16 protein-coding genes are annotated in these 17,974 nt (G+C 47.5%); 8 read left to right on the forward strand and 8 right to left on the reverse strand.

The features are described from left to right. Positions 1–2 precede the first annotated feature (2 nt). Positions 3–2,021, forward strand: coding sequence for a transketolase (locus JSU04_06050; protein MBS1969848.1), 2,019 nt, complete (start codon positions 3–5; stop codon positions 2,019–2,021). A 65-nt stretch (positions 2,022–2,086) separates the two neighbouring features. Here JSU04_06050 and JSU04_06055 read toward each other — a convergent pair whose 3' ends face one another. After that, a complete protein-coding gene (locus JSU04_06055) occupies positions 2,087–2,572 on the reverse strand; it encodes a chemotaxis protein CheW (GenBank protein MBS1969849.1) in 486 nt (161 codons plus the stop codon). A 335-nt stretch (positions 2,573–2,907) separates the two neighbouring features. Here JSU04_06055 and JSU04_06060 point away from each other — a divergent pair, with 335 nt between their 5' ends. From JSU04_06060 to JSU04_06080, 5 genes are all read left to right on the forward strand, one after another. Next, positions 2,908–4,884 (forward strand): chemotaxis protein CheA, encoded by a 1,977-nt coding sequence (locus tag JSU04_06060; GenBank protein ID MBS1969850.1) that lies wholly within the window; start codon positions 2,908–2,910, stop codon positions 4,882–4,884. Then, entirely contained in the window at positions 4,881–5,765 is an 885-nt protein-coding gene (locus JSU04_06065) for a protein-glutamate O-methyltransferase CheR (GenBank protein ID MBS1969851.1), read from the forward strand. The genes JSU04_06060 and JSU04_06065 overlap by 4 nt, the downstream gene beginning before the upstream one ends. A 7-nt stretch (positions 5,766–5,772) precedes the next feature. Then, positions 5,773–6,831, forward strand: a complete 1,059-nt coding sequence (locus JSU04_06070; protein ID MBS1969852.1) for a chemotaxis response regulator protein-glutamate methylesterase — start codon at positions 5,773–5,775, stop codon at positions 6,829–6,831. A gap of 9 nt (positions 6,832–6,840) precedes the next feature. Next, the gene (locus tag JSU04_06075; protein ID MBS1969853.1) at positions 6,841–7,935 is read left to right on the forward strand and encodes a DUF2914 domain-containing protein; all 1,095 of its coding nucleotides are present in this window, start codon (positions 6,841–6,843) and stop codon (positions 7,933–7,935) included. Positions 7,936–8,062: 127 nt separating this feature from the next. Continuing rightward, positions 8,063–8,674, forward strand: coding sequence for a hypothetical protein (locus JSU04_06080; protein MBS1969854.1), 612 nt, complete (start codon positions 8,063–8,065; stop codon positions 8,672–8,674). 65 nt (positions 8,675–8,739) lie between these two features. On the opposite strand, the gene JSU04_06085 is transcribed toward JSU04_06080, so the two are convergent. Then, the gene (locus JSU04_06085) at positions 8,740–9,936 is read right to left on the reverse strand and encodes a poly(A) polymerase (GenBank protein ID MBS1969855.1); all 1,197 of its coding nucleotides are present in this window, start codon (positions 9,934–9,936) and stop codon (positions 8,740–8,742) included. An 85-nt stretch (positions 9,937–10,021) separates the two neighbouring features. On the opposite strand from JSU04_06085, the gene JSU04_06090 reads away from it, so the two are divergent. Both JSU04_06090 and JSU04_06095 read left to right on the forward strand, forming a co-directional pair. After that, positions 10,022–10,837 (forward strand): alpha/beta hydrolase, encoded by an 816-nt coding sequence (locus tag JSU04_06090; protein MBS1969856.1) that lies wholly within the window; start codon positions 10,022–10,024, stop codon positions 10,835–10,837. Positions 10,838–10,943: 106 nt separating this feature from the next. Further along, on the forward strand, positions 10,944–12,641 hold the full coding sequence (locus tag JSU04_06095; protein ID MBS1969857.1) for a DEAD/DEAH box helicase: 1,698 nt from the start codon (positions 10,944–10,946) through the stop codon (positions 12,639–12,641). A gap of 16 nt (positions 12,642–12,657) precedes the next feature. Here JSU04_06095 and JSU04_06100 read toward each other — a convergent pair whose 3' ends face one another. The 6 genes from JSU04_06100 to JSU04_06125 all read right to left on the reverse strand — a co-directional run bounded on the left by JSU04_06100 (position 12,658) and on the right by JSU04_06125 (position 17,940). Beyond that, on the reverse strand, positions 12,658–13,593 hold the full coding sequence (locus JSU04_06100) for a ThiF family adenylyltransferase (GenBank protein MBS1969858.1): 936 nt from the start codon (positions 13,591–13,593) through the stop codon (positions 12,658–12,660). Beyond that, positions 13,586–14,818 (reverse strand): MFS transporter, encoded by a 1,233-nt coding sequence (locus JSU04_06105; protein MBS1969859.1) that lies wholly within the window; start codon positions 14,816–14,818, stop codon positions 13,586–13,588. Before JSU04_06105 ends, JSU04_06100 begins: the two co-directional genes overlap by 8 nt. A gap of 12 nt (positions 14,819–14,830) precedes the next feature. Further along, positions 14,831–16,018, reverse strand: coding sequence for a hypothetical protein (locus JSU04_06110; GenBank protein MBS1969860.1), 1,188 nt, complete (start codon positions 16,016–16,018; stop codon positions 14,831–14,833). Positions 16,019–16,020: 2 nt separating this feature from the next. Next, entirely contained in the window at positions 16,021–16,971 is a 951-nt protein-coding gene (locus JSU04_06115; protein ID MBS1969861.1) for a cupin-like domain-containing protein, read from the reverse strand. Positions 16,972–17,018: 47 nt separating this feature from the next. After that, on the reverse strand, positions 17,019–17,171 hold the full coding sequence (locus JSU04_06120; GenBank protein MBS1969862.1) for a hypothetical protein: 153 nt from the start codon (positions 17,169–17,171) through the stop codon (positions 17,019–17,021). Positions 17,172–17,310: 139 nt separating this feature from the next. Then, positions 17,311–17,940 (reverse strand): ankyrin repeat domain-containing protein, encoded by a 630-nt coding sequence (locus tag JSU04_06125; protein ID MBS1969863.1) that lies wholly within the window; start codon positions 17,938–17,940, stop codon positions 17,311–17,313. Between the last annotated feature and the right edge of the window lie 34 nt (positions 17,941–17,974).

Below are 17,974 nucleotides of genomic sequence, written 5' to 3' on the forward strand. Positions count from 1 at the left end.
CTATGACAGAACCAATGAAAATTCCGACGAAGCTTGCTGGAAATCCAACTCAAGAACCTCTCTTCAAAACTTACATTAGTGTTAACGACGGTAAGAAGATTCCGGCAGTCGACCCGCGAGCGACCCGCGCTTTGATTTCTTTGATGGATATGAATGCAGTGCTTGGTGGAGCCGCTTCGCACTACGGCGGCCCTGCAGCGATGGCTGAATTGATGTCAGCACTTCACGCTCTTGTTTTCCAGGAGGCGAAATCTTCAGGTAAACAATGGCATGAGCTCTACAACTTGGTGAACGACGCCGGCCACTGCGAAAATGGTTTGTACGCACTCAAAGCAAACTATGGCATGGCAGGTTTGAATATTAATTCTTTGAAAAAATTCCGCTCGATCGAAAGCCCGCTGACAGGCCATGGTGAAGTTCATTGCTTCCCACAGGGCGTGTTTATCAGCAACGGTCCTTTGGGTTCTGCGTTCCCGCAAACTCAAGGGGTGGCGATCGGCGATGCTTTGGCAGGCCGCAATCGCGTGACTGTGACTGTGGTTTCTGACGGCGCCAGCATGGAAGGCGAGGCGAAGGAGTCTTTCGCAGCCATTCCGGGTTTGGCAAAAACAGGTAAGGTTGCTCCTTACGTGATGATTATTAGTGATAACAACACGAAGCTCACAGGCCGTATTGATACGGAGAGCTTCTCGATGGTTCCGACGTTTGAATCATTGACGACTTTGGGTTGGAACGTGATCGTGCTTGAAAAAGCTCACGATCTTCAAGCGTGCTACGACACGTTGGTGAAGGCGATTGATCTTGCTCGTAAAAATCCAAAACAACCGGTGGCAATTCATGCAAAAACGATCAAAGGCATTGGCACCAAGAAAACGGCTGAGTCCGCAAGTGGTGGTCATGGTTTCCCACTGAAGAGCCCGACGGAATTGCCGGCGTTTTTGAGTGAAATCTACAATGGCGAAACTTATCCGACAGAATTTACAGCTTGGATTGAAGAGCTCAATAAACTGGAAGCTCACATCAAGGCGACGGCGGCTAAAGACACCGGCGAAAAAATCCAGAATGGTGTGGCGAGCGCCTTGATCCGTGCCCGCAAAGAAAACATGCCAGTGGTTTCTGTAACTTCTGATTTGCCGGGTTCAACAGGTGTGGCTTCTTTCCGTAAGGAGTTCCCAGCAGATTCTATCGACGTCGGTGTTGCGGAAAGTAACATGGTTTCAACGGCGGCCGGTCTTTCAAAAGTCGGTTATATTCCGGTGGTTGATACTTTTGCTCAATTCGGGGTTACTAAGGGCGCATTGCCTTTCATCATGAGCTCTTTGTCTGAAGCTCCGGTGATTGCGATCTTCTCGCACACGGGCTTCCAAGATGCGGCGGACGGTGCTTCTCACCAAAGCTTGAGCTACATGGCGATGCTGGCTTCAATCCCACATGTTGAAACGTATGCTTTGACTTGCAGTGAAGAGGCCGACGCTTTGGTTTACCAAGCGATCCGCAAAACGGCGGATGCGCGTCGTCAGGGTAAAGTGCCGCCTTCTTATGTGTTCTTCTTGGGGCGTGAGAACTTCCCTAAGTCTTATGCGGCCGGTTTGAAGTATGAGCTTGGCCGTGGCCAAGTTATTTTCGATAACACCGATAAATTCCCGAATGCGGTGACTCTGATTGCCGCGGGTTCGATGGTTCCTGAGACGTTAAAGGCGACTCAAGAGTTAGTGAATCATAAAATCGGCGCGGTGGTTTTGAATCCATCATGCTTGAATCATCTTGATTTGGCACTGATCGAGGAATGTCTCGAGAAAACTGACAACAAGTTTGTGACTATTGAGGATCACCAGTTGATCGGTGGCTTGGGCCAAATGGTTTGTCATGCTCTGGCAGAAGAGGGGATGACCTTCAAGTGTCATACTCTGGGTGTGCGTGGTGAATTCGGTCAAAGTGCCTACACGGCGTTGGACCTTTACAAGAAACACGGCATCGATAGCGAATCTATTGCAGACAGTGCCGTCGAACTTTTCGATTAGTTCTTAATAAAAAAGGAAGATCCTTTTGGGATCTTCCTTTTACTTTTTCAGTCTAGAAACTAAAACTAAGCAGCTTCTTGAGTGATATTAGACATACCAGTCAATTGCTCGTGTGAGAATGCGGATACGATATCCACCAAGATAATAACACGGTTGTCGACCTTACCCATGCCGCGAACGAAAGACATTGTGTGTTCGTTGCCGAGCACTGGCGATGGCTCGATTTGGCCGTCGTTCAAGTCCACAACTTCTTTGACAGAGTCTACGATCATGCCCACCTGACCGATTTCTGTATCAAGAACGATGATGCAAGTGTCACGAGTATGTTCTTGCGCTTCCATTCCGAATTTCACACGAAGGTTTACAACCGGAATGATTTTACCGCGAAGATTCATGACGCCTTTAACGTACTCAGGGGTCCGTGGAACCGGAGTAATCTCAACCACACGGTTGATCTCACGAACTGTTTCTATTGGTACGCCATATTGTTCATTTTTCAATTGGAAGGTCAGGTACTGGCCTGCTTTAGCTTTCTTATTCATTTCACTCATGGTCTTGCGCCTTTCATATAATCTCTCAATGCACCCCTATCTTTTCGATGGATTGAGCCGCGTACTTGAGCGATTTCCTGATGTTTTTCTGTTAAAATAATCCCATTCTCAGAATGAGACACTCCAATTAAACAAGCGAACAGTGAGTCTTGGAAAACGCTCAGATGTAAGGAAATCTTGACAAGTTTAGGTCCCCCAGACCAAGGGACATTTTCAGTCTTTTCAAGAAGTTGGACGGTAAGTTTCAGTCCAAAAGAACCGATACAAAACATGAGATTTTTAAGTACAGGAGTCACTACATGAGTGAAGACAATAATTTTTTTGCTGAACTTCAAATGGAGTTTTTGAATGAGTCAGCATTCCTTCTCGAGTCCTACGAAGAGTCTATGATGAGCCTCGAGACAGGCGCCAAGCCTTCAGAAGATCTTTCGCAAATTTTCCGCGTCGCTCACTCGGTAAAGGGTGGTGCCGCTGCTGTCGGACTGCAGGATCTCGGCAAGTTCGCCCATGTGATGGAAGACCTCCTTTCTGCTTTGCGCGCGAATCCTGATCTTGTGAATTCAAATTTGATTTCACTTTTACTTCGTTCAGGCGACGAGTTAAAAAAACGCATCTCTTCACTGCAAAAAGGTGAAGACACTCCGTGGGACCCTTCTGAGTTGAAGCAACAACTGATCGTTGCGCTAGAAGAAACAACGGGTGCAAAGATGGCTCATCATGATGGTCCTGCAGCTCCAGCTGCTGACGAAGTGAAGCTCGAAGTTCCAGATGATTTCTTCGCGGCAGCGACTCCAGCTCCGGCGGAGCCTGCTGGTGATGTAGCAAATCTTGATTTGATGGCTGAACTCTTAGCACAGATGAGTCCCGAGGCCCGTGCAGCGTATGAACAAGAGGAGGCGGCGAAAGCAGCTCCTGCTCCTGTTGCAGCACCTGCACTGAAAGTGGCTGCCCCTGAGCCAGCTCCGACTCCGGCGGCGAAGCCAACGACACCTGCAGCAGCAGCTAGTGGCGGTAATGGCGGTGGCGCTGCAAAATCCGGCACACCAATGAAGCAACAAAATGCGGTGATCAAAGTGGATACGGGTCGTGTGGACTCGGTATTGGATGCCGTGGGTGAGCTCGTCGTTCTTAAGAATCAGATCGTCCATGATGAGTATATTAAGGCAGGCGGTAACGTTCGCCTTGAAGCGATCGTGGACCAATTAGATAAAGCGGTTCGTGAGCTTTATGAAAAAACTCTCAGCATTCGTATGACTCCGCTGAAGTCTTTGTTCGTCAAGATCCAGCGTATCGTGCGTGACGTGTCTTTGACATTAAATAAGCCAGTTGATCTGCAACTCATCGGTGAAGAGACCGAGGTTGAAAGAACGGTTTTTGAACTTTTGAACGATCCATTGGTTCACTTAGTGCGAAATGCGATGGACCATGGAGTTGAAAATGGCGACCTCCGTAAGGAGCGCAACAAACCTGCGACGGCGAAGGTCACAGTTTCTGCAAAACAGTCGGGTGGTAACGTTCTTATTGAAATCGTCGATGACGGTGGCGGTATTAACCGTGAGAAAGTCCTCAAAAAAGCTATCGAGAAAAACTTAGTTCCAGCGGGTGTAGACCCTCAGACAATGTCAGATGAATCGGTTTTCCAATTCATCTTTGCTGCGGGCTTCTCGACAGCAGACAAGGTCAGCGATCTTTCAGGTCGCGGCGTAGGTCTTGACGTTGTGAAATCAAACTTAGAAAAGATCAACGGTAAGATCAATATCTCTTCGAAATTGGGTCACGGAACAACGTTCCGTCTGACAATCCCACTGAGCACAGCAATTACTGACGGTATCGTGGTTGCATTGGATGGCGAAAGATACATTCTGCCGATTCACTCGATCCGCGAAATCGTGCGTGTGATGCCGAAGGATTACACCGAGATTCCAAGTGCCGGCAAAGTAGCTAAAGTTCGCGAGGTTCTGGTGCCTGTTATCAGCATCGAGAACACTCTTGGTCACATCGCTCGTGATTTGAATAATAAAAATCCTTCTTGGGGTCAGCGTAAGACGGAATCTCTCAGCTCACGTCGTGAAGAGACTATGCTCGTGATCATTGAATCTATTACTGGCCAGATGGCTTTGCCCGTGGACGATGTCCTCGGTCAGGCTCAAGTGGTCGTGAAGCCATTAACAACAGGAAACAACATTCCGGAAGTCGCAGGGGCTGCAATCCTCGGTGACGGCCGTACAGTCTTAATTTTGGATCCTTCTATGATCGTAGCGAAAGCTGCGCGTGGTGGAAAAGACTTCGATATTAAGGAGCAGGCTGCATGAGTGCTGCCAAGAAAATCGACCCTAAGGCGTTCACTCAAGGTATCTTTGATTACCAAGAGCTAGAGCTTTCGAATAAATGCTACGAGCATTTTGCACAGAAGATGTATGACATCGCTGGCGTGGATTTGCCATTTTCTCCAAAGAATCATGCGCTTCTTAGAAACCGTCTTATTAAAATCCTTCGTCGTCGCGGTATTGCCTCTTACGAAGAGTACTGGGATATGGTGAAGGACGGCTCTCAGGAAGTGATTTCAGAGTTCGTGTCGGCATTGACGACGAATATGACTTCTTTCTTCCGTGAGTCCGCGCACTTTGATTTCCTAACAAAGATTTTGCCAGAACAGTTCAGTAAGGCTGAACTTCGCATTTGGTGCTGCGCGAGCAGTACGGGCCAAGAGCCTTATACGATCTCCATGACTTGTCGTGAGAGTCTTCCGGATGTACAGCTTGCTCGGACAAAGATCCTTGCGACGGATATTGACCAGCAAGTTTTGAAAAAAGCGTCCATCGGAGTTTACGATGAGAAGGACTTGCAGGGTTTAAGCCCGACTCTTCGTCAGAAGTATTTTACGAGAGTCAAATCGACGGATAAAAAACATGTCGATGATTATTTCCAGGCAAACGATGATATTCATAAACTGATTCGCTTCGCTTATTTTAATTTGATGAATGAAACTTACGTTTTCCAGAATAAGTTTCATGTGATTTTCTGTCGTAACGTTTTGATCTACTTCGATGAAGAGACGACAAAAAAAGTCATTAACAACCTGACGTCTGTGCTTGCGCCGGGCGGTTACTTGATTTTGGGGCACTCTGAGTCAGGTAATGTAAAACACGCAGGTTTAAAACCGCTTTCCAGAGCTATTTACCAAAAGTTGTAGGTGATAAATGAGTAAAATACGCGTTCTCATCGTCGATGATTCTGCCGTCATTCGCCGCCTTTTGGAAAAGTTCCTGACCTCTTCGCCGGATATCGAAGTCGTCGGTTCTGCGGCGGATCCTTACATTGCTCGGGACAAACTGGTGCAGTTAAAACCAGACGTCATGACTTTGGACGTTGAGATGCCTCGCATGGACGGTATTAGCTTCCTTGAAAAAGTCATGCAGCACATGCCAACACGAACCATCATCTTTTCGAGCTTGGCAAAGACGGGCTCAGAGACTTACTTCCGCGCTTTGGAAGCCGGTGCCATCGAGATCATGGAGAAGCCTTCGATCGACGTCAGCCAGTCTATGGAAAATCTTGCGGCTGAAATCGTTGAAAAAGTAAAAGTCGTTGCTCGCGCCCGTATTAGCCCGGTTAAAAAAGTGGCGGCGACGTCAGGTCCGGTTGTGAAATCAACAGGGACATCTCTGGCGCGCACAACGCATCAGTTAATCGCCGTTGCGTCTTCAACAGGTGGTACAGAAGCATTGAAAGTCTTCCTTTCGGGAATGCCGGCAAATATTCCGGGAACTCTGGTGGTTCAACATATGCCTCCAGGCTTCACGAAATCATTTGCTGACAACCTCAATAAGATGTTCCCCTTCGAGGTGAAAGAGGCGCAGGAGGGCGATCAAGTCGTTCCGGGCCGGGTGCTGATCGCTCCGGGGAACTATCATATGGAACTCTACAGAAGTGGTGCTTACTATCACGTAAAACTTCACCAAGAAGCTCCACTCCACTCAGTTCGCCCGGCGGCGGACTATATGATGAAATCGGTTGCGAAATTCGTAGGTAAAAATGCCTGCGGCGTGGTTCTGACAGGCATGGGTAAAGACGGCGCTGAAGGCCTTCTTGAAATGCACAAAGCGGGCGCTTACTGCGTAGCTCAGAACGAAGAAACTTGCGTGGTTTACGGAATGCCGCAAGCGGCGTTCAATTTGGGTGCAACCGACAAAGTCTTGGCGTTGGATAAAATTGCCGGGGACTTGCTCGCGAAAATCCAAGCTAAAGACGCGGCTTAGGGGAAACCCATGTTCGCAAGCCTCAAACAAAGGTTCGACCACATCCGTGAAAAGTACGAGCATCAGCTCGATATCGTATTTTTCATCGGAGGATTCATCTTCGATGCCTTCATGGTGGCGGAACCTGACGAGGTCTTTTCCATCGTTCAACAGATTGCGTACATTTTTATCGTTGCAGCGTTGATTCATTTTGAATTGCTGTTTCGGTTGCAAAAGTGGCATCCCACGGGACGTTGGGCAAAGCTCTGGGGCTATCGCAATCTTTTATTGCACTTCTTGCTCGGAACCATGCTCAATATCTATTCGCTTTTTTATATTAAAAGCGCCTCGGTTCTGAATAGCATTCTTTTCCTGGTGCTGATGGCGGGAATGATCGTCGCTAATGAGCTGCCATTCGTTAAAAAATCCCATGTGAGTTTCAAAGTTGGGCTCTATGCGATTTGCGTGTTCTCATTTTTCTCGATTTTAAATCCGGTCTTGCTGGGGTTCGTGGGTTGGATTCCTTTTGGCTTGGCCATCGCCGCAACTTTGTTAGTCTTTTTCATCCAGTTCAAGCAACTTAAGAAGCATGTTCCTGATGACAAGACTCTTTTCCGCGCGATTTTGTTTCCGGGGATTTCGGTTTTAGTGGTGTTTGGTATTTTCTATTTTATGAAGTGGATTCCTCCTGTCCCACTCAGTGTGCGAGAGCAGGGTGTTTATCACTTGATTGAAAAGAAAGAGGGCGAGTATTTGCTCTCGACTGAAAAGCCATGGTGGAAATTCTGGCAATCCGGCGATCAGGAATTTAAAGCCGAACCCGGTGATAAGATCTACTTCTACGCGCAGATTTATTCACCGGCCAAGTTTTCGGACCATGTCTATGTGCAATTCGCTTGGGATAATCCTAAGCTAGGTTGGCAAGGGGCGGATCGCATTCCGCTTAAGATCGTCGGTGGCCGTAAAGAGGGCTATCGAGGTTATGCCATCAAATCCAATTACACTCCGGGGGACTGGCGCGTTCAGGTTGTCACAGAGGGTGGTCTTGAGATTTCACGATTGTATTTCACCGTCGAGAGCGTCCCCAAAAACGAAACCCGCAGTTTTGAAGTCTTGAAAAAATAGAGCGCCCATCCCGTTCCCTTGACGATGGTGGATCACTAATGTTTGGCGTGAACATAGGTTCGAGCCCGTGGGCTTGCATTCCTATGACTGTGCGATTACGGATATTGCGAAGTCATAGGAGAAAAATATGAAATACATTTTATCGTTTGTTGCCATCGTCCTGGTGAATTTCGATGTCGCCCTTGCCGTAGATTTGAATCAATGTAGAAATCTTTTATCCTCAGTTCTAAAACAGCCAGCGGGCTACTATATTGTGTCGCAAGGAAAAGGCGAGCCTGCGAGCAGATTAAATATTTCTTCTGATTCGCTTCCTGTTTTGAGCCTTGCAAATGGCTGGAATGGGCAGCAGCCGCAAGGCTTAGGTCAAATTGCATTTGATTGGCAGACTCTGCTCAAGTACGCACCTCTTGCGAACTTTAAAGCTAGCAGTCAGGAGGGTCATCCCGGTACGAAAGTGAATCAAAAATTCTACAACGAGGTTATTAGCTGTGGGATTTCGTCTGATGGAGCTTTTTCAATGGAAGTTAAAGCTCGTGCGACAAGTACGGACTTTTCAAGTTGGCCCGTTTTCAAAGAGCTCTACAGATCTTCGCAGGTAGTTCGGATTAGCAAAATTTCGAATGATACTGTTCTATTACAGGGACAAGTTGATTATGTTGAAAATGGAAGATCGCAACATTATCAAAACGCAGTTCAGGGAACTCTCAAAAAAGTCGGCAAAGCGGATTTCTTTTATTAGTTTCTAGATAGCTATTTCGCTCAAAAGGCACGGTCTAGATAGACTGTGCCAGCAGCCCTAGGGCCCTAGTGCTGAGTCTCGGTGTTTTCGTGATTGCGAGGCTGAGGCTTGTTCTCGAAGCGCTTAAACTGACCAACCCAGAACGACAGCAAAGAACCTGATACGGTGTAATCTAGCTGAGCGAGTTTCAAAGCCAAAGGCAGAGCCTCGTTACGAAGGAAGCCCAGCTGACGGCGTTCTCCCTTACGCAAATAAGTATCCACTTTTTGCAAATTGTGAATCAATTGCAGAGCTTTAAAGAACGTGGCTTGTTCTTGTTTGAACATGCCAAGCTCTTCGCGCAAGAAAAACTGCAACTTATCTTCGTTTTGGATTCTTTCGAGATCCCAGCCGTCTTCTCCGTAGTGTGCCTTTAAGAAGGCAAACATGAAGCCAGAAAGAAGTTCTGTTGGATCTTCGAAACGGAATCCGCAAGCTTTCATGCGACGAAGGTGCGCTTCAAAGACGGCAAGTTTATCACTGTCTTTGTAAATTGCATCCAAGCCCGAAAGAATATTTTCAAGTACCTGGAGATCATGCAACTCCATGAAAGTCAGAGTCGGATCCGGCAGGCGCAAAATTTTGAGATATTCTTCGCGGCGGCGAGGAAGAACCGCCCGCTTTAACTCCGGAGCGCATTGCACGATGGCCGCGCGCATTTCAGGATCAATGGTGAAATTCAATTTATGAGTCAAACGAACCGCACGCAAAATGCGGATCGGATCCTCGATGAAACGCTCCACCGAGTTTCCGATCATGCGGAGAGTGCGGCTGGCGATGTCTTTTTGGCCTTCGCAGTAGTCGATGATTTTTTGCTGAATCGGATCGTAGAACAAAGCATTGATGGTGAAATCGCGGCGTTTCGCGTCTTCTTCGCAGGTGCCGAAGTAGTTATCGCCGACAACTTCTGATTCACCATCTTCGAGTTCTTCAGCGCTCACAGTACGGCGGAAAGTGGCAACTTCAAACTGTTGGTCACCGCGGCGGACAAGCACCAGACGGAAACGTTTGCCGATCACATAGGCATGAGGAATTTTACGGCGAACCTGATTCGGGTGAGCATTGGTCGCAATATCGAAGTCTTTCGGATGAATGCCGGCCAACAAGTCACGAACGCAACCTCCTACGAGGTAGGTTTCAAAGCCTTCATCCTGAAGGATGCGCACGATCTCGCGGGCATAAGGATCAATCCAGTCTTCGTGCAATTGGGGTCTAGTCGTCAAATTTCTCACCGTTTTCAATTATGTAGGAACTTTGGTTTTAACGGAAGGGCTAGACCGTGTCAATTTTTGGGGTATAATCCCGGCCATGTCTTACCTTGATTTGTATAATTATCAGCTGACGGGCCCCGAAACAGGGCGCAAATGGGTTTTCGTTCATGGTCTCATGGGATATGGAGCCAATTGGCGTAAAGTTATCGCGGGGTTAGAGAACACGGAACACGTTCTGGCCTATGATCAACGCGGTCACGGTCGCTCGCAAAAGCCGCCCACCGGCTACACTCCCGAAGACTATGCCGATGATATTTATAAACTCACCGAAGAACTCGGCTGGGATCGTTTTATTCTTGTCGGTCACTCCATGGGAGGCCGCAATGTTTTGAACTTTGCCTCTCGGCATCCTGAGAAATTGATCAAGCTCGTGGTCGAGGATATCGGTCCTGAGTCCGACCCAAACGCGGCCGAATACTATGAAACACTGCTGGGAATGGTGCCGACGCCGTTCCCAAATCGTGAGGCTGCGCGCGACTTTTTCCAGAAGGATTTTTTAGAGAAAGCCGCGACTCGCGACAAGCCTCAGGTGCTTGCTCAATTCTTGTATGCCAACATCGAGGATAAGCCGGATGGAACAGCCGACTGGCGTTTTTCTAAACAAGGGATTCTAAAGACCGTGGTCGATGGCCGAGCTTCCGAACGCTGGCATGAAGTGGAGTCCTTGAAGGTTCCAACATTGTGGATTCGTGGAGCCCAATCGCGCGAGCTGACCCATGCAAGTTATGAACGAATTCTTCAATCAAATTCGCTAATTACCGGCGTTGAAATCCCTAATGCGGGGCATTGGGTGCATTCTGAGCAACCTGCCGCATTTTTGCAAGCCTTGAAAGACTTTGCGGGAGGCTTTTAGGCTGTCGGGATAGAGGCCGTGAAACTGCCTGTTTCTTTGACTTTCCTAGAAGTTCTCATTACTTTGGGGCTTTTAAGACCTAATCCTGTCTCTTTGGAGTAAGAAATTGAATTTTTCTGAGTTTAATCTAGATCCTGTCCTGAATTCCGCTATTGAAAAACTCGGTTACACTTCGTGCACTCCGATTCAAGAATTGTCGATTCCAGTTGCCTTAGAAGGCCGTGATGTCGCTGGTTTAGCTCAAACGGGCACCGGCAAAACGGCCGCCTTTTTGATTCCGATGATGGAAAGAATTCTGCGGGCTCGTCCTTTGCCTCCTGATGCGAGTGAGGAAACCAAAGCTCTCGTGGCTCAGCGTGCTTTTACCGACTGGAAACCACAAAACTTCATTCTGATCTTGGTTCCGACGCGCGAATTGGCTGAGCAAGTTCAAGAAAACATTGAAAAACTGACTGAAGCTTCGGGCCTTCGCGGTTTTGCTATTTATGGTGGCACTGGTTACGACAAGCAAAAAGAGGCCCTCAAAAACGGCGTCGAGTTCATCGCTGCGACTCCGGGCCGATTGATTGATTTGTACAAAGAACACCTCGTTGATTTGAAGCAAGTTCGCGGCATTATCTTTGATGAAGCCGATCGCATGTTTGATATGGGCTTCAAAGACGACATGAAATACATCCTTCAGCGCGTTCCTAAAGAGCGCCAATTCTTGGTGTTCAGCGCGACTTTGAACTTCGATGTTTTGAATACCGCTTACCAATTCGGTGCAGATCCTGTTGAAGTCAACATTAGCCGTGACCAAGCAAAAGCTGAAAACGTGAAAGATGAAATTTTCCACGTCGGTCAGGATGAAAAGCCTCAGCACTTGTTGTCTTTGCTGAAGTTGCACAAACCTCGTCAGGCCGTGATCTTCACCAACTTCAAACTCAACGTTGATAAAATCACTCGCTTCTTGAATGACAACGGAGTGCCAGCAATGGCGATCTCGAGTTTGTTGACGCAAGCTCAGCGCACGAAAGTGATGCAGCAGTTTAAAGCCGAGAACGATCTCAATATCCTTGTGGCGACAGACGTTGCGGCTCGTGGTTTGGATGTTCAAGGTGTCGATATGGTTGTGAACTTTGAATTGCCGATGGATGCAGAGTCTTACGTTCACCGTATCGGTCGTACCGGCCGCGCCGGCACAACAGGGATTGCATTTAGCTTGGTGAGTGACCGTGATGTGGACTCACTCTCTCGTGTTGAGGAGTACCTCAAACACAAAGTGACGGTGGGTTTCCTCGAAGACAAAGATTTAATTAAAGATTACAAACCGTTTGTTTGGTCTGATTCTGCTTATCGTTCTTTTGATCGCGAAGGCGGTGGAGATCGTCCGAGCCGTCCACGCCGTGAAGGTGGTGGCGGTGATCGTCGCGGACCTCGTGGTGGTCAGCGCTCTAACGACCGTGGCCCACGCAGAGAAGGCCAAGGCCGCGGCGGAGATCGCGATCAACAACGCCGTGAGCACGGGCCTCGCCGGGAAGGCGGGGGCGATCGTGAGCATCGCAATGAAGGACGTGAGCCACGCAAAGAGGGTTCACACCAAAATCGCCCGCACCAAAAACGGGGACCTGAGCAACGTGGTTCTGAACAGCGCGGAGACCAACGCCGCAATCAACAGCACGGTAAGGGTCAACAGCATAGCGGACCAAGAAATCAGTCTCACGCAAATCGTGGACCTAAAAAACCACACACTTCACCACAAGTGGCGAAGCAAAAAACCATTGGCCAAAAAGTCAGCGGTTTCTTCAAAAAGCTTTTCAGTTAGTCTTTAGAGACAAATTTTAAATAGAATAAGGCACGATGAGTGCCTTATTTTTTATCGTCAGCTCGCCACCATACCCACTGAGGAACTTAAAGGCCTCAAGGCCCATCTGTGCCGCCGCAAGAGTGTTTGTAAAACACAGGCTTCCACGAACGATCTGTTGCTGAAAATGGGCAGCGTCTTTTGCCAAATTTCTGAAATTTGCATTTTGCTTTTGTAGCTCTACGGGATCCGTAAAGAGAGGGCCGATCACAGCATCTGAAATACCCACGGCACCAAACAGCACGGCGGTTTCGAGCTGCAAAGCGGTCTCGCCAACGATAGCTTGGATGGTATACATGGGCTGATCCACGGCGCACACAATGAGCTGAAGCGAGAAGCCTTTTAACATTCCAGTGAGTTGATCTGTGGATGACAGAAGTTCGTGGCGGGTGTGAAGTTCAAGGTCCGGTTGAATTTCAAGAAGTCGCTCTTTGAGCGCTTGAACCTTCGGCTTTCCCAAATCTTTTTTTGTAAAGTGCAGCTGGCGATTCAAATCCGGCTCATCGACAAGTCCCCCATCCACAAGCACCAGCGAACGAATGCCGGCGCGAACAAGGTGTTCTGCAATCAGGCCGCCGGTTCCACCGCAGCCGATAATTCCCACGGGCTTCGATTGCATCTTTGCAAAGACCTCTTCCGCATTCTGTGTTTGGTAAGAAAGCCAGTGGAGGGTTCTGTGATGAGAGTCTTCTTTGAAATCCTGAACTTTAAAAATCAGTCTTTCCTTTAAAAGGAACTCCTGAAATTTCTGTGAAGGCAAAGTAGCAAAAGACTTTCCTGCAGCAACGATTTCCAAGCTCTGAACGACAGAATCCGATAGTTGCTGGAATGTCCATAGACGTGTGCCCTCGCGAAGTTCTGCGGGTGCATTTGCTGATAAATGAACTCGGAGTGTTTCAACAGGTCTAAACATGAGAGATCTTTCCTGCTTTTTTGAAATAAACCCCGAGCAACACTAGGCAAAGCAAAGGTGGAATGCTCAAAAGAGACATCGCCTTCACGCCGAAGCCGTGATCCATAAAGTAGCCAAGTGCCATATAAGAGCAGGCGATACTAAGAGAGTTCACCAATGACTGAATGGAGATCAAACTGGCGCGAATATTCGACGGGACTTGTTGGTGCAAATAAGTATCCGTGAAAACAAACACCAAATTGGGAAAGCTCGCCAAGAAAATAAAAAGTCCGACATGAAGAGTAAGATTATAAGGCAGGGCATAGCCCAGCACGAGCAATGCAAAGAGCGACACACCACCAAGGATAATGTTCTTAAGCTCAAATCGCTTAAAGAACGATGTAAAAGTGTACCAGAACGAGTTCGCCAAGCTCGCTAGAGACATGATCAGGCCAATAGTTGCGACGTCCAATCCCTGAGCCTGGAAGTAAGATTGTGAAAAGATATAAAGGGGCGTCGCGCCGGCTTCGAAAAAACAAAGTGCGGCGATAAGTAACAGGAGGTATTTGCCGGTTGTCGAACTGAGATACTCCTTGATGCTGGCCGTGACTGAAGGGCGCTCTTCGTGAGAGTGCGATTCATGAGGTGTCTCTTGGAAGAAAAGAATGCAAAACCCGGCCAGGAAATAAGCGACGATGGCGGCGCCATAAGCATACGACCAGCCTTGCTGCTTTTCTAGGACACCGCCCAGCCAAATTGCAAAAGCCAGGGTCAAATTGCCGATGTTTCGAGACTTTGCCGACACCTGAAGATAGGTTGATTTGGCCTTTGAACCTTGAGTTTTAAGGTAATCATAGAGAAGGGCTGTGTTTGCACCGCTCGAGAAAGCCATGCCCAGGCCTTTCAATGCGAAAAGACCTGCAACAACGTAGAAATTTTTTGAAACAAGGACGCCGATAAAGCCGACAATCACCGTGGCTATGCCAACAAGAACACTCCATTTGCGGCGGTAGCGATCAGCGAACATTCCAGAGGGGAGCTCAAATAAAAGAATACTGCCAAAAAGGATGCTTTGGAAAAGACCGATTTGGGAATGATCAAAGCCTCTGCTTAGGAAAAAAAGGATAAAGATTCCACGCGTGAAATCCATGCTCGAGAACGCTGCAAAGAGGTAATAGAGCCAGATATTTTTCGTGAAGGTGTCAGTCGTTGTCTTGGTCAAACTTTGTACTCCGATGGTCTGCATACTAGCCTCTCATTATTTTAGGAATTTGAGCAGGGGGTTTTCGCTCAGGGTCCTGTTTAAGCTCAAGGATGGAATTTTAAAAAGGGGAATAAACGATGCCGCATCTTCAAGAAGGTGGTCGCATAGATAAATGGCTCCGGCGTCATCGATTTCGGCTCTTTCCCAGGAATCATAAACACGTGCTAAAGACTTTAAGGTGGCTTTGTTGTCATAAATGCCGGGCTCTTTAATTAGAGAAAGATATCTAAAGTAGGGATGTGCTCCTAGGCCTCTACGAATAATAAACTTCAAGTCATACTCTTGATAAGGTTGATAATAGTCATCAACGGCGAGTTCAACCTTGAAGCCTTTTGCAGTCAGTTTTTCCTGAACGGCCGTGCAGATCTCTTTATTGGGATAGAAGGGATCGAAAGCAATTTTGATTGAGCAGGGCTCTATTTTTCCATTGCTCTCTGAAGGAAGCGTCCAGGAATCGTATTTGCCGAAATGGATGTGTTCAAAGGAGACTGAAGAGATAAGATTCTGAAGAGATTTTCTACTATCGAGAGAAGTTAAATCATAAAATCTGCGAGACATTTCAAATCCTGCAAAGAGCCCGGTTTCATGCCTTTGAACCGGCAAGCCTTGAAAGTCCAAATGGAGTGGCAAAGCTGTATCTGAAGTAATATCGATCTCTCCCAGAAGAAAGGCCTTCATATTGTCCTCGGGGCTTTGAATGTGACGAAGAAGAATTTCTTGCGGGCCTGGCACACTTCTTTGTTTGGAAAATAGAAACTGATCCTCATTCTGTGAATCAAGTCGATAAGCTCCACTGGAGCCGCGAAGTTGGGATTGGGCTGGCGTCAGGAAGGGCATCTTTAGTATCTCAGAAAAGAAACTATTCTTCTTTTTTAAGAAAAAGCGAATTTTATCGTCTTTGCATTCCATCATTTTGAGGTCTTTAAAGAGGAGTTGCCTCAGCAAAGGTTTCTCAGCAAAGAGATGCTTAAAACCCAAAAGAAAATCGCTGCCAGTGACGGGGCTACCATCATCCCATTGCATCGTGCTTGGTAAACGGCATTCGTAGGTGAGTGAGTTCACTTCTGTGATCTCACTCTCTGCCAGGGCTGAATGACTCAAACTAAAAAATTGAATGCCGCTGTAGTCTGTCGACTGCGACAACGATTTTTTTAATGGAAGAGAGTCAATCGCGAGTTTCATGACTAGTTGGCCTTTGGCAGGCGGTTCAGGATATGATCATGCTTTGTGTGCATTTGTTGAATGTACTTTAAGAACGCCTTTTCGTTATCGACGTAACGGCAACTCTCCAGGGAGTCTTCACAATAGGCGAATTCACTATTGAGAATTTCTTGGCTTAGTTTTTCTAGTTTCACCAGCGGTGTCAGAATACGTCCACGAATCTGTTGTTCGAAGGGAAGATAGTTATTAGGTGATACAAAATTGCAAGAAAGGGCAATCGACTCATCATGATTGATCACATGATGCCACCAACCAGAAGGCATGAACAAAGTATCGCCTTCTTCAATTTTGGCTTCATAGACGGAAACGCCCTTTGCGATGAGATTCTCGACGATAGTGTCATTAAAGACATCAAGGCCATTGGTAATTCCAGGAGTGTCTCCGGGAATAAGACGAACTGTCTTAGAACCACGAATACAAGTCAGCCACGTCGATACGAAAAATGAGTCCGTATGAAGCGGGCTTTGCGAATACGCGTGACCGATGAAAAGAGACATCCAGTCGTACTGCATAATGGGCTGAATTTTATCAATCAGGTTGTTTTGAAAGAACTCCGGAATAACGATGTCTTGCGTGAGGCTCGAGAAGCTCTTGGCAAAGTGCCAGCCCGCCGCATACATGGGCTCACCTGTTGGCGGAGCGGTTCTCAAGGACTTAACATAGTCGACATACTCTTTCATATTTATGCGAGTTTTGTCTTTGTACTTCTGGTGAGCATTTGATTGGTAGTAACTCACAGGAAGCTCGGCAGAGCCGTAAGTTTCACTGAAGTAATCAAGGCTCCATTTTGAAAATGCCGGCCACTCTTTGCAGAGGCCTTTTAAGAGGGCAGGTCTATTTTCAGCAATGTATTTGCTGCGAAAGAGATTTTCTGTTTGAGATTTATTGAGGGAATCAACAGAGATGAGGTTCATAACGACTCCAAAAAAGAGGCCCCTGGGATTTCCAGAGGCCTTTGGGATTAGCAGCGACGGCCGCCCATTTCCATACCTACGAAATCAGACGTGTTTGTGAGGATGATTGAGAAATCATCTGGCTCATTCGTGACGTTGAAGATTTCAGTAGAAAACTCGATTTCTTCTTGGATCGGTTGTTGTTCGTTAGTGATTTCCATAGAACCTCCTAAGGTTTGTGCCAGCCCTCTATCGCAAGAGAGGTGCCACGAATTTGGAGGTTTTAAATGGCTTTAATTCGATTTGAAGGCTCTTGCCAGTCTGAATTCTGAATTTTAGGACTCAGTTTTAAGAAAAAGCCTATTTTAACAGCTTAGCTGCCGCTTCGTTTTGAATAGAGTTGGCGATGTCGAGGGGGATTTTCCCTTCGTTATTTTTAAGCGCTTTGTCGGCTCCGGCATTCAACAAAATCTGCAGGGTCTTTTCACTGCCGTAGCGAGCCGCCTCGTGCAGCGGGGCTTCGCCTTTTTGATTTTTCTGATTGATCTGCTCCGGAGCTTTCTTGGTCAGAAGCTCTAAGGTTTTAGTCGCATTCGTCGAAGCGGCGATGAACATTAGAGTGTTCTTATTCTCACCGCCAAGGACGTCGGTCTTGGCGCCGGCATTGATAAGGCTCGCGGCGATTTGATCGTGATCATTTCCCAGGGCCATCGCGAGAGCGGTATCGCCATTCTCATTTTTAAGCTCGAGATTTACTTTTTGCGACAGAAGATAGTCCACAGCCTTTCGCTGGCCATTCGCCACGGCTTGCATCAGGGGTGTCAGCCCATGTGAATTCTGGGTGTTCAAGTCGCCCTTAGAGGTCTTAAATTTCTTCAGAGTCACGACGTTCCCCACAGCAGCTGCTTCAAGAGCTTGCTCGGGAGTGACTTTGCTGCCTGCATAGGCGGAAACAGAGAGGATTACAGAGAAGATGATTTTTGCGAGCATGAGGCCATCCTTGTGATGCATTCAAAGAACAACG

The sequence above is a fragment of the Bdellovibrionales bacterium genome (assembly GCA_018266295.1).
GTDB lineage: Bacteria > Bdellovibrionota > Bdellovibrionia > Bdellovibrionales > Bdellovibrionaceae > JACMRP01.

Coding starts and splice junctions, on each gene's coding strand:
- JSU04_06050 (MBS1969848.1), top strand. CDS start 3: ATGACAGAACCAATGAAAATTCCGACGAAGCTTGCTGGAAATCCAACT.
- JSU04_06055 (MBS1969849.1), bottom strand. CDS start 2,572: ATGAGTGAAATGAATAAGAAAGCTAAAGCAGGCCAGTACCTGACCTTC.
- JSU04_06060 (MBS1969850.1), top strand. CDS start 2,908: ATGGAGTTTTTGAATGAGTCAGCATTCCTTCTCGAGTCCTACGAAGAG.
- JSU04_06065 (MBS1969851.1), top strand. CDS start 4,881: ATGAGTGCTGCCAAGAAAATCGACCCTAAGGCGTTCACTCAAGGTATC.
- JSU04_06070 (MBS1969852.1), top strand. CDS start 5,773: ATGAGTAAAATACGCGTTCTCATCGTCGATGATTCTGCCGTCATTCGC.
- JSU04_06075 (MBS1969853.1), top strand. CDS start 6,841: ATGTTCGCAAGCCTCAAACAAAGGTTCGACCACATCCGTGAAAAGTAC.
- JSU04_06080 (MBS1969854.1), top strand. CDS start 8,063: ATGAAATACATTTTATCGTTTGTTGCCATCGTCCTGGTGAATTTCGAT.
- JSU04_06090 (MBS1969856.1), top strand. CDS start 10,022: ATGTCTTACCTTGATTTGTATAATTATCAGCTGACGGGCCCCGAAACA.
- JSU04_06100 (MBS1969858.1), bottom strand. CDS start 13,593: ATGTTTAGACCTGTTGAAACACTCCGAGTTCATTTATCAGCAAATGCA.
- JSU04_06105 (MBS1969859.1), bottom strand. CDS start 14,818: ATGCAGACCATCGGAGTACAAAGTTTGACCAAGACAACGACTGACACC.
- JSU04_06110 (MBS1969860.1), bottom strand. CDS start 16,018: ATGAAACTCGCGATTGACTCTCTTCCATTAAAAAAATCGTTGTCGCAG.
- JSU04_06115 (MBS1969861.1), bottom strand. CDS start 16,971: ATGAACCTCATCTCTGTTGATTCCCTCAATAAATCTCAAACAGAAAAT.
- JSU04_06120 (MBS1969862.1), bottom strand. CDS start 17,171: ATGGAAATCACTAACGAACAACAACCGATCCAAGAAGAAATCGAGTTT.
- JSU04_06125 (MBS1969863.1), bottom strand. CDS start 17,940: ATGCTCGCAAAAATCATCTTCTCTGTAATCCTCTCTGTTTCCGCCTAT.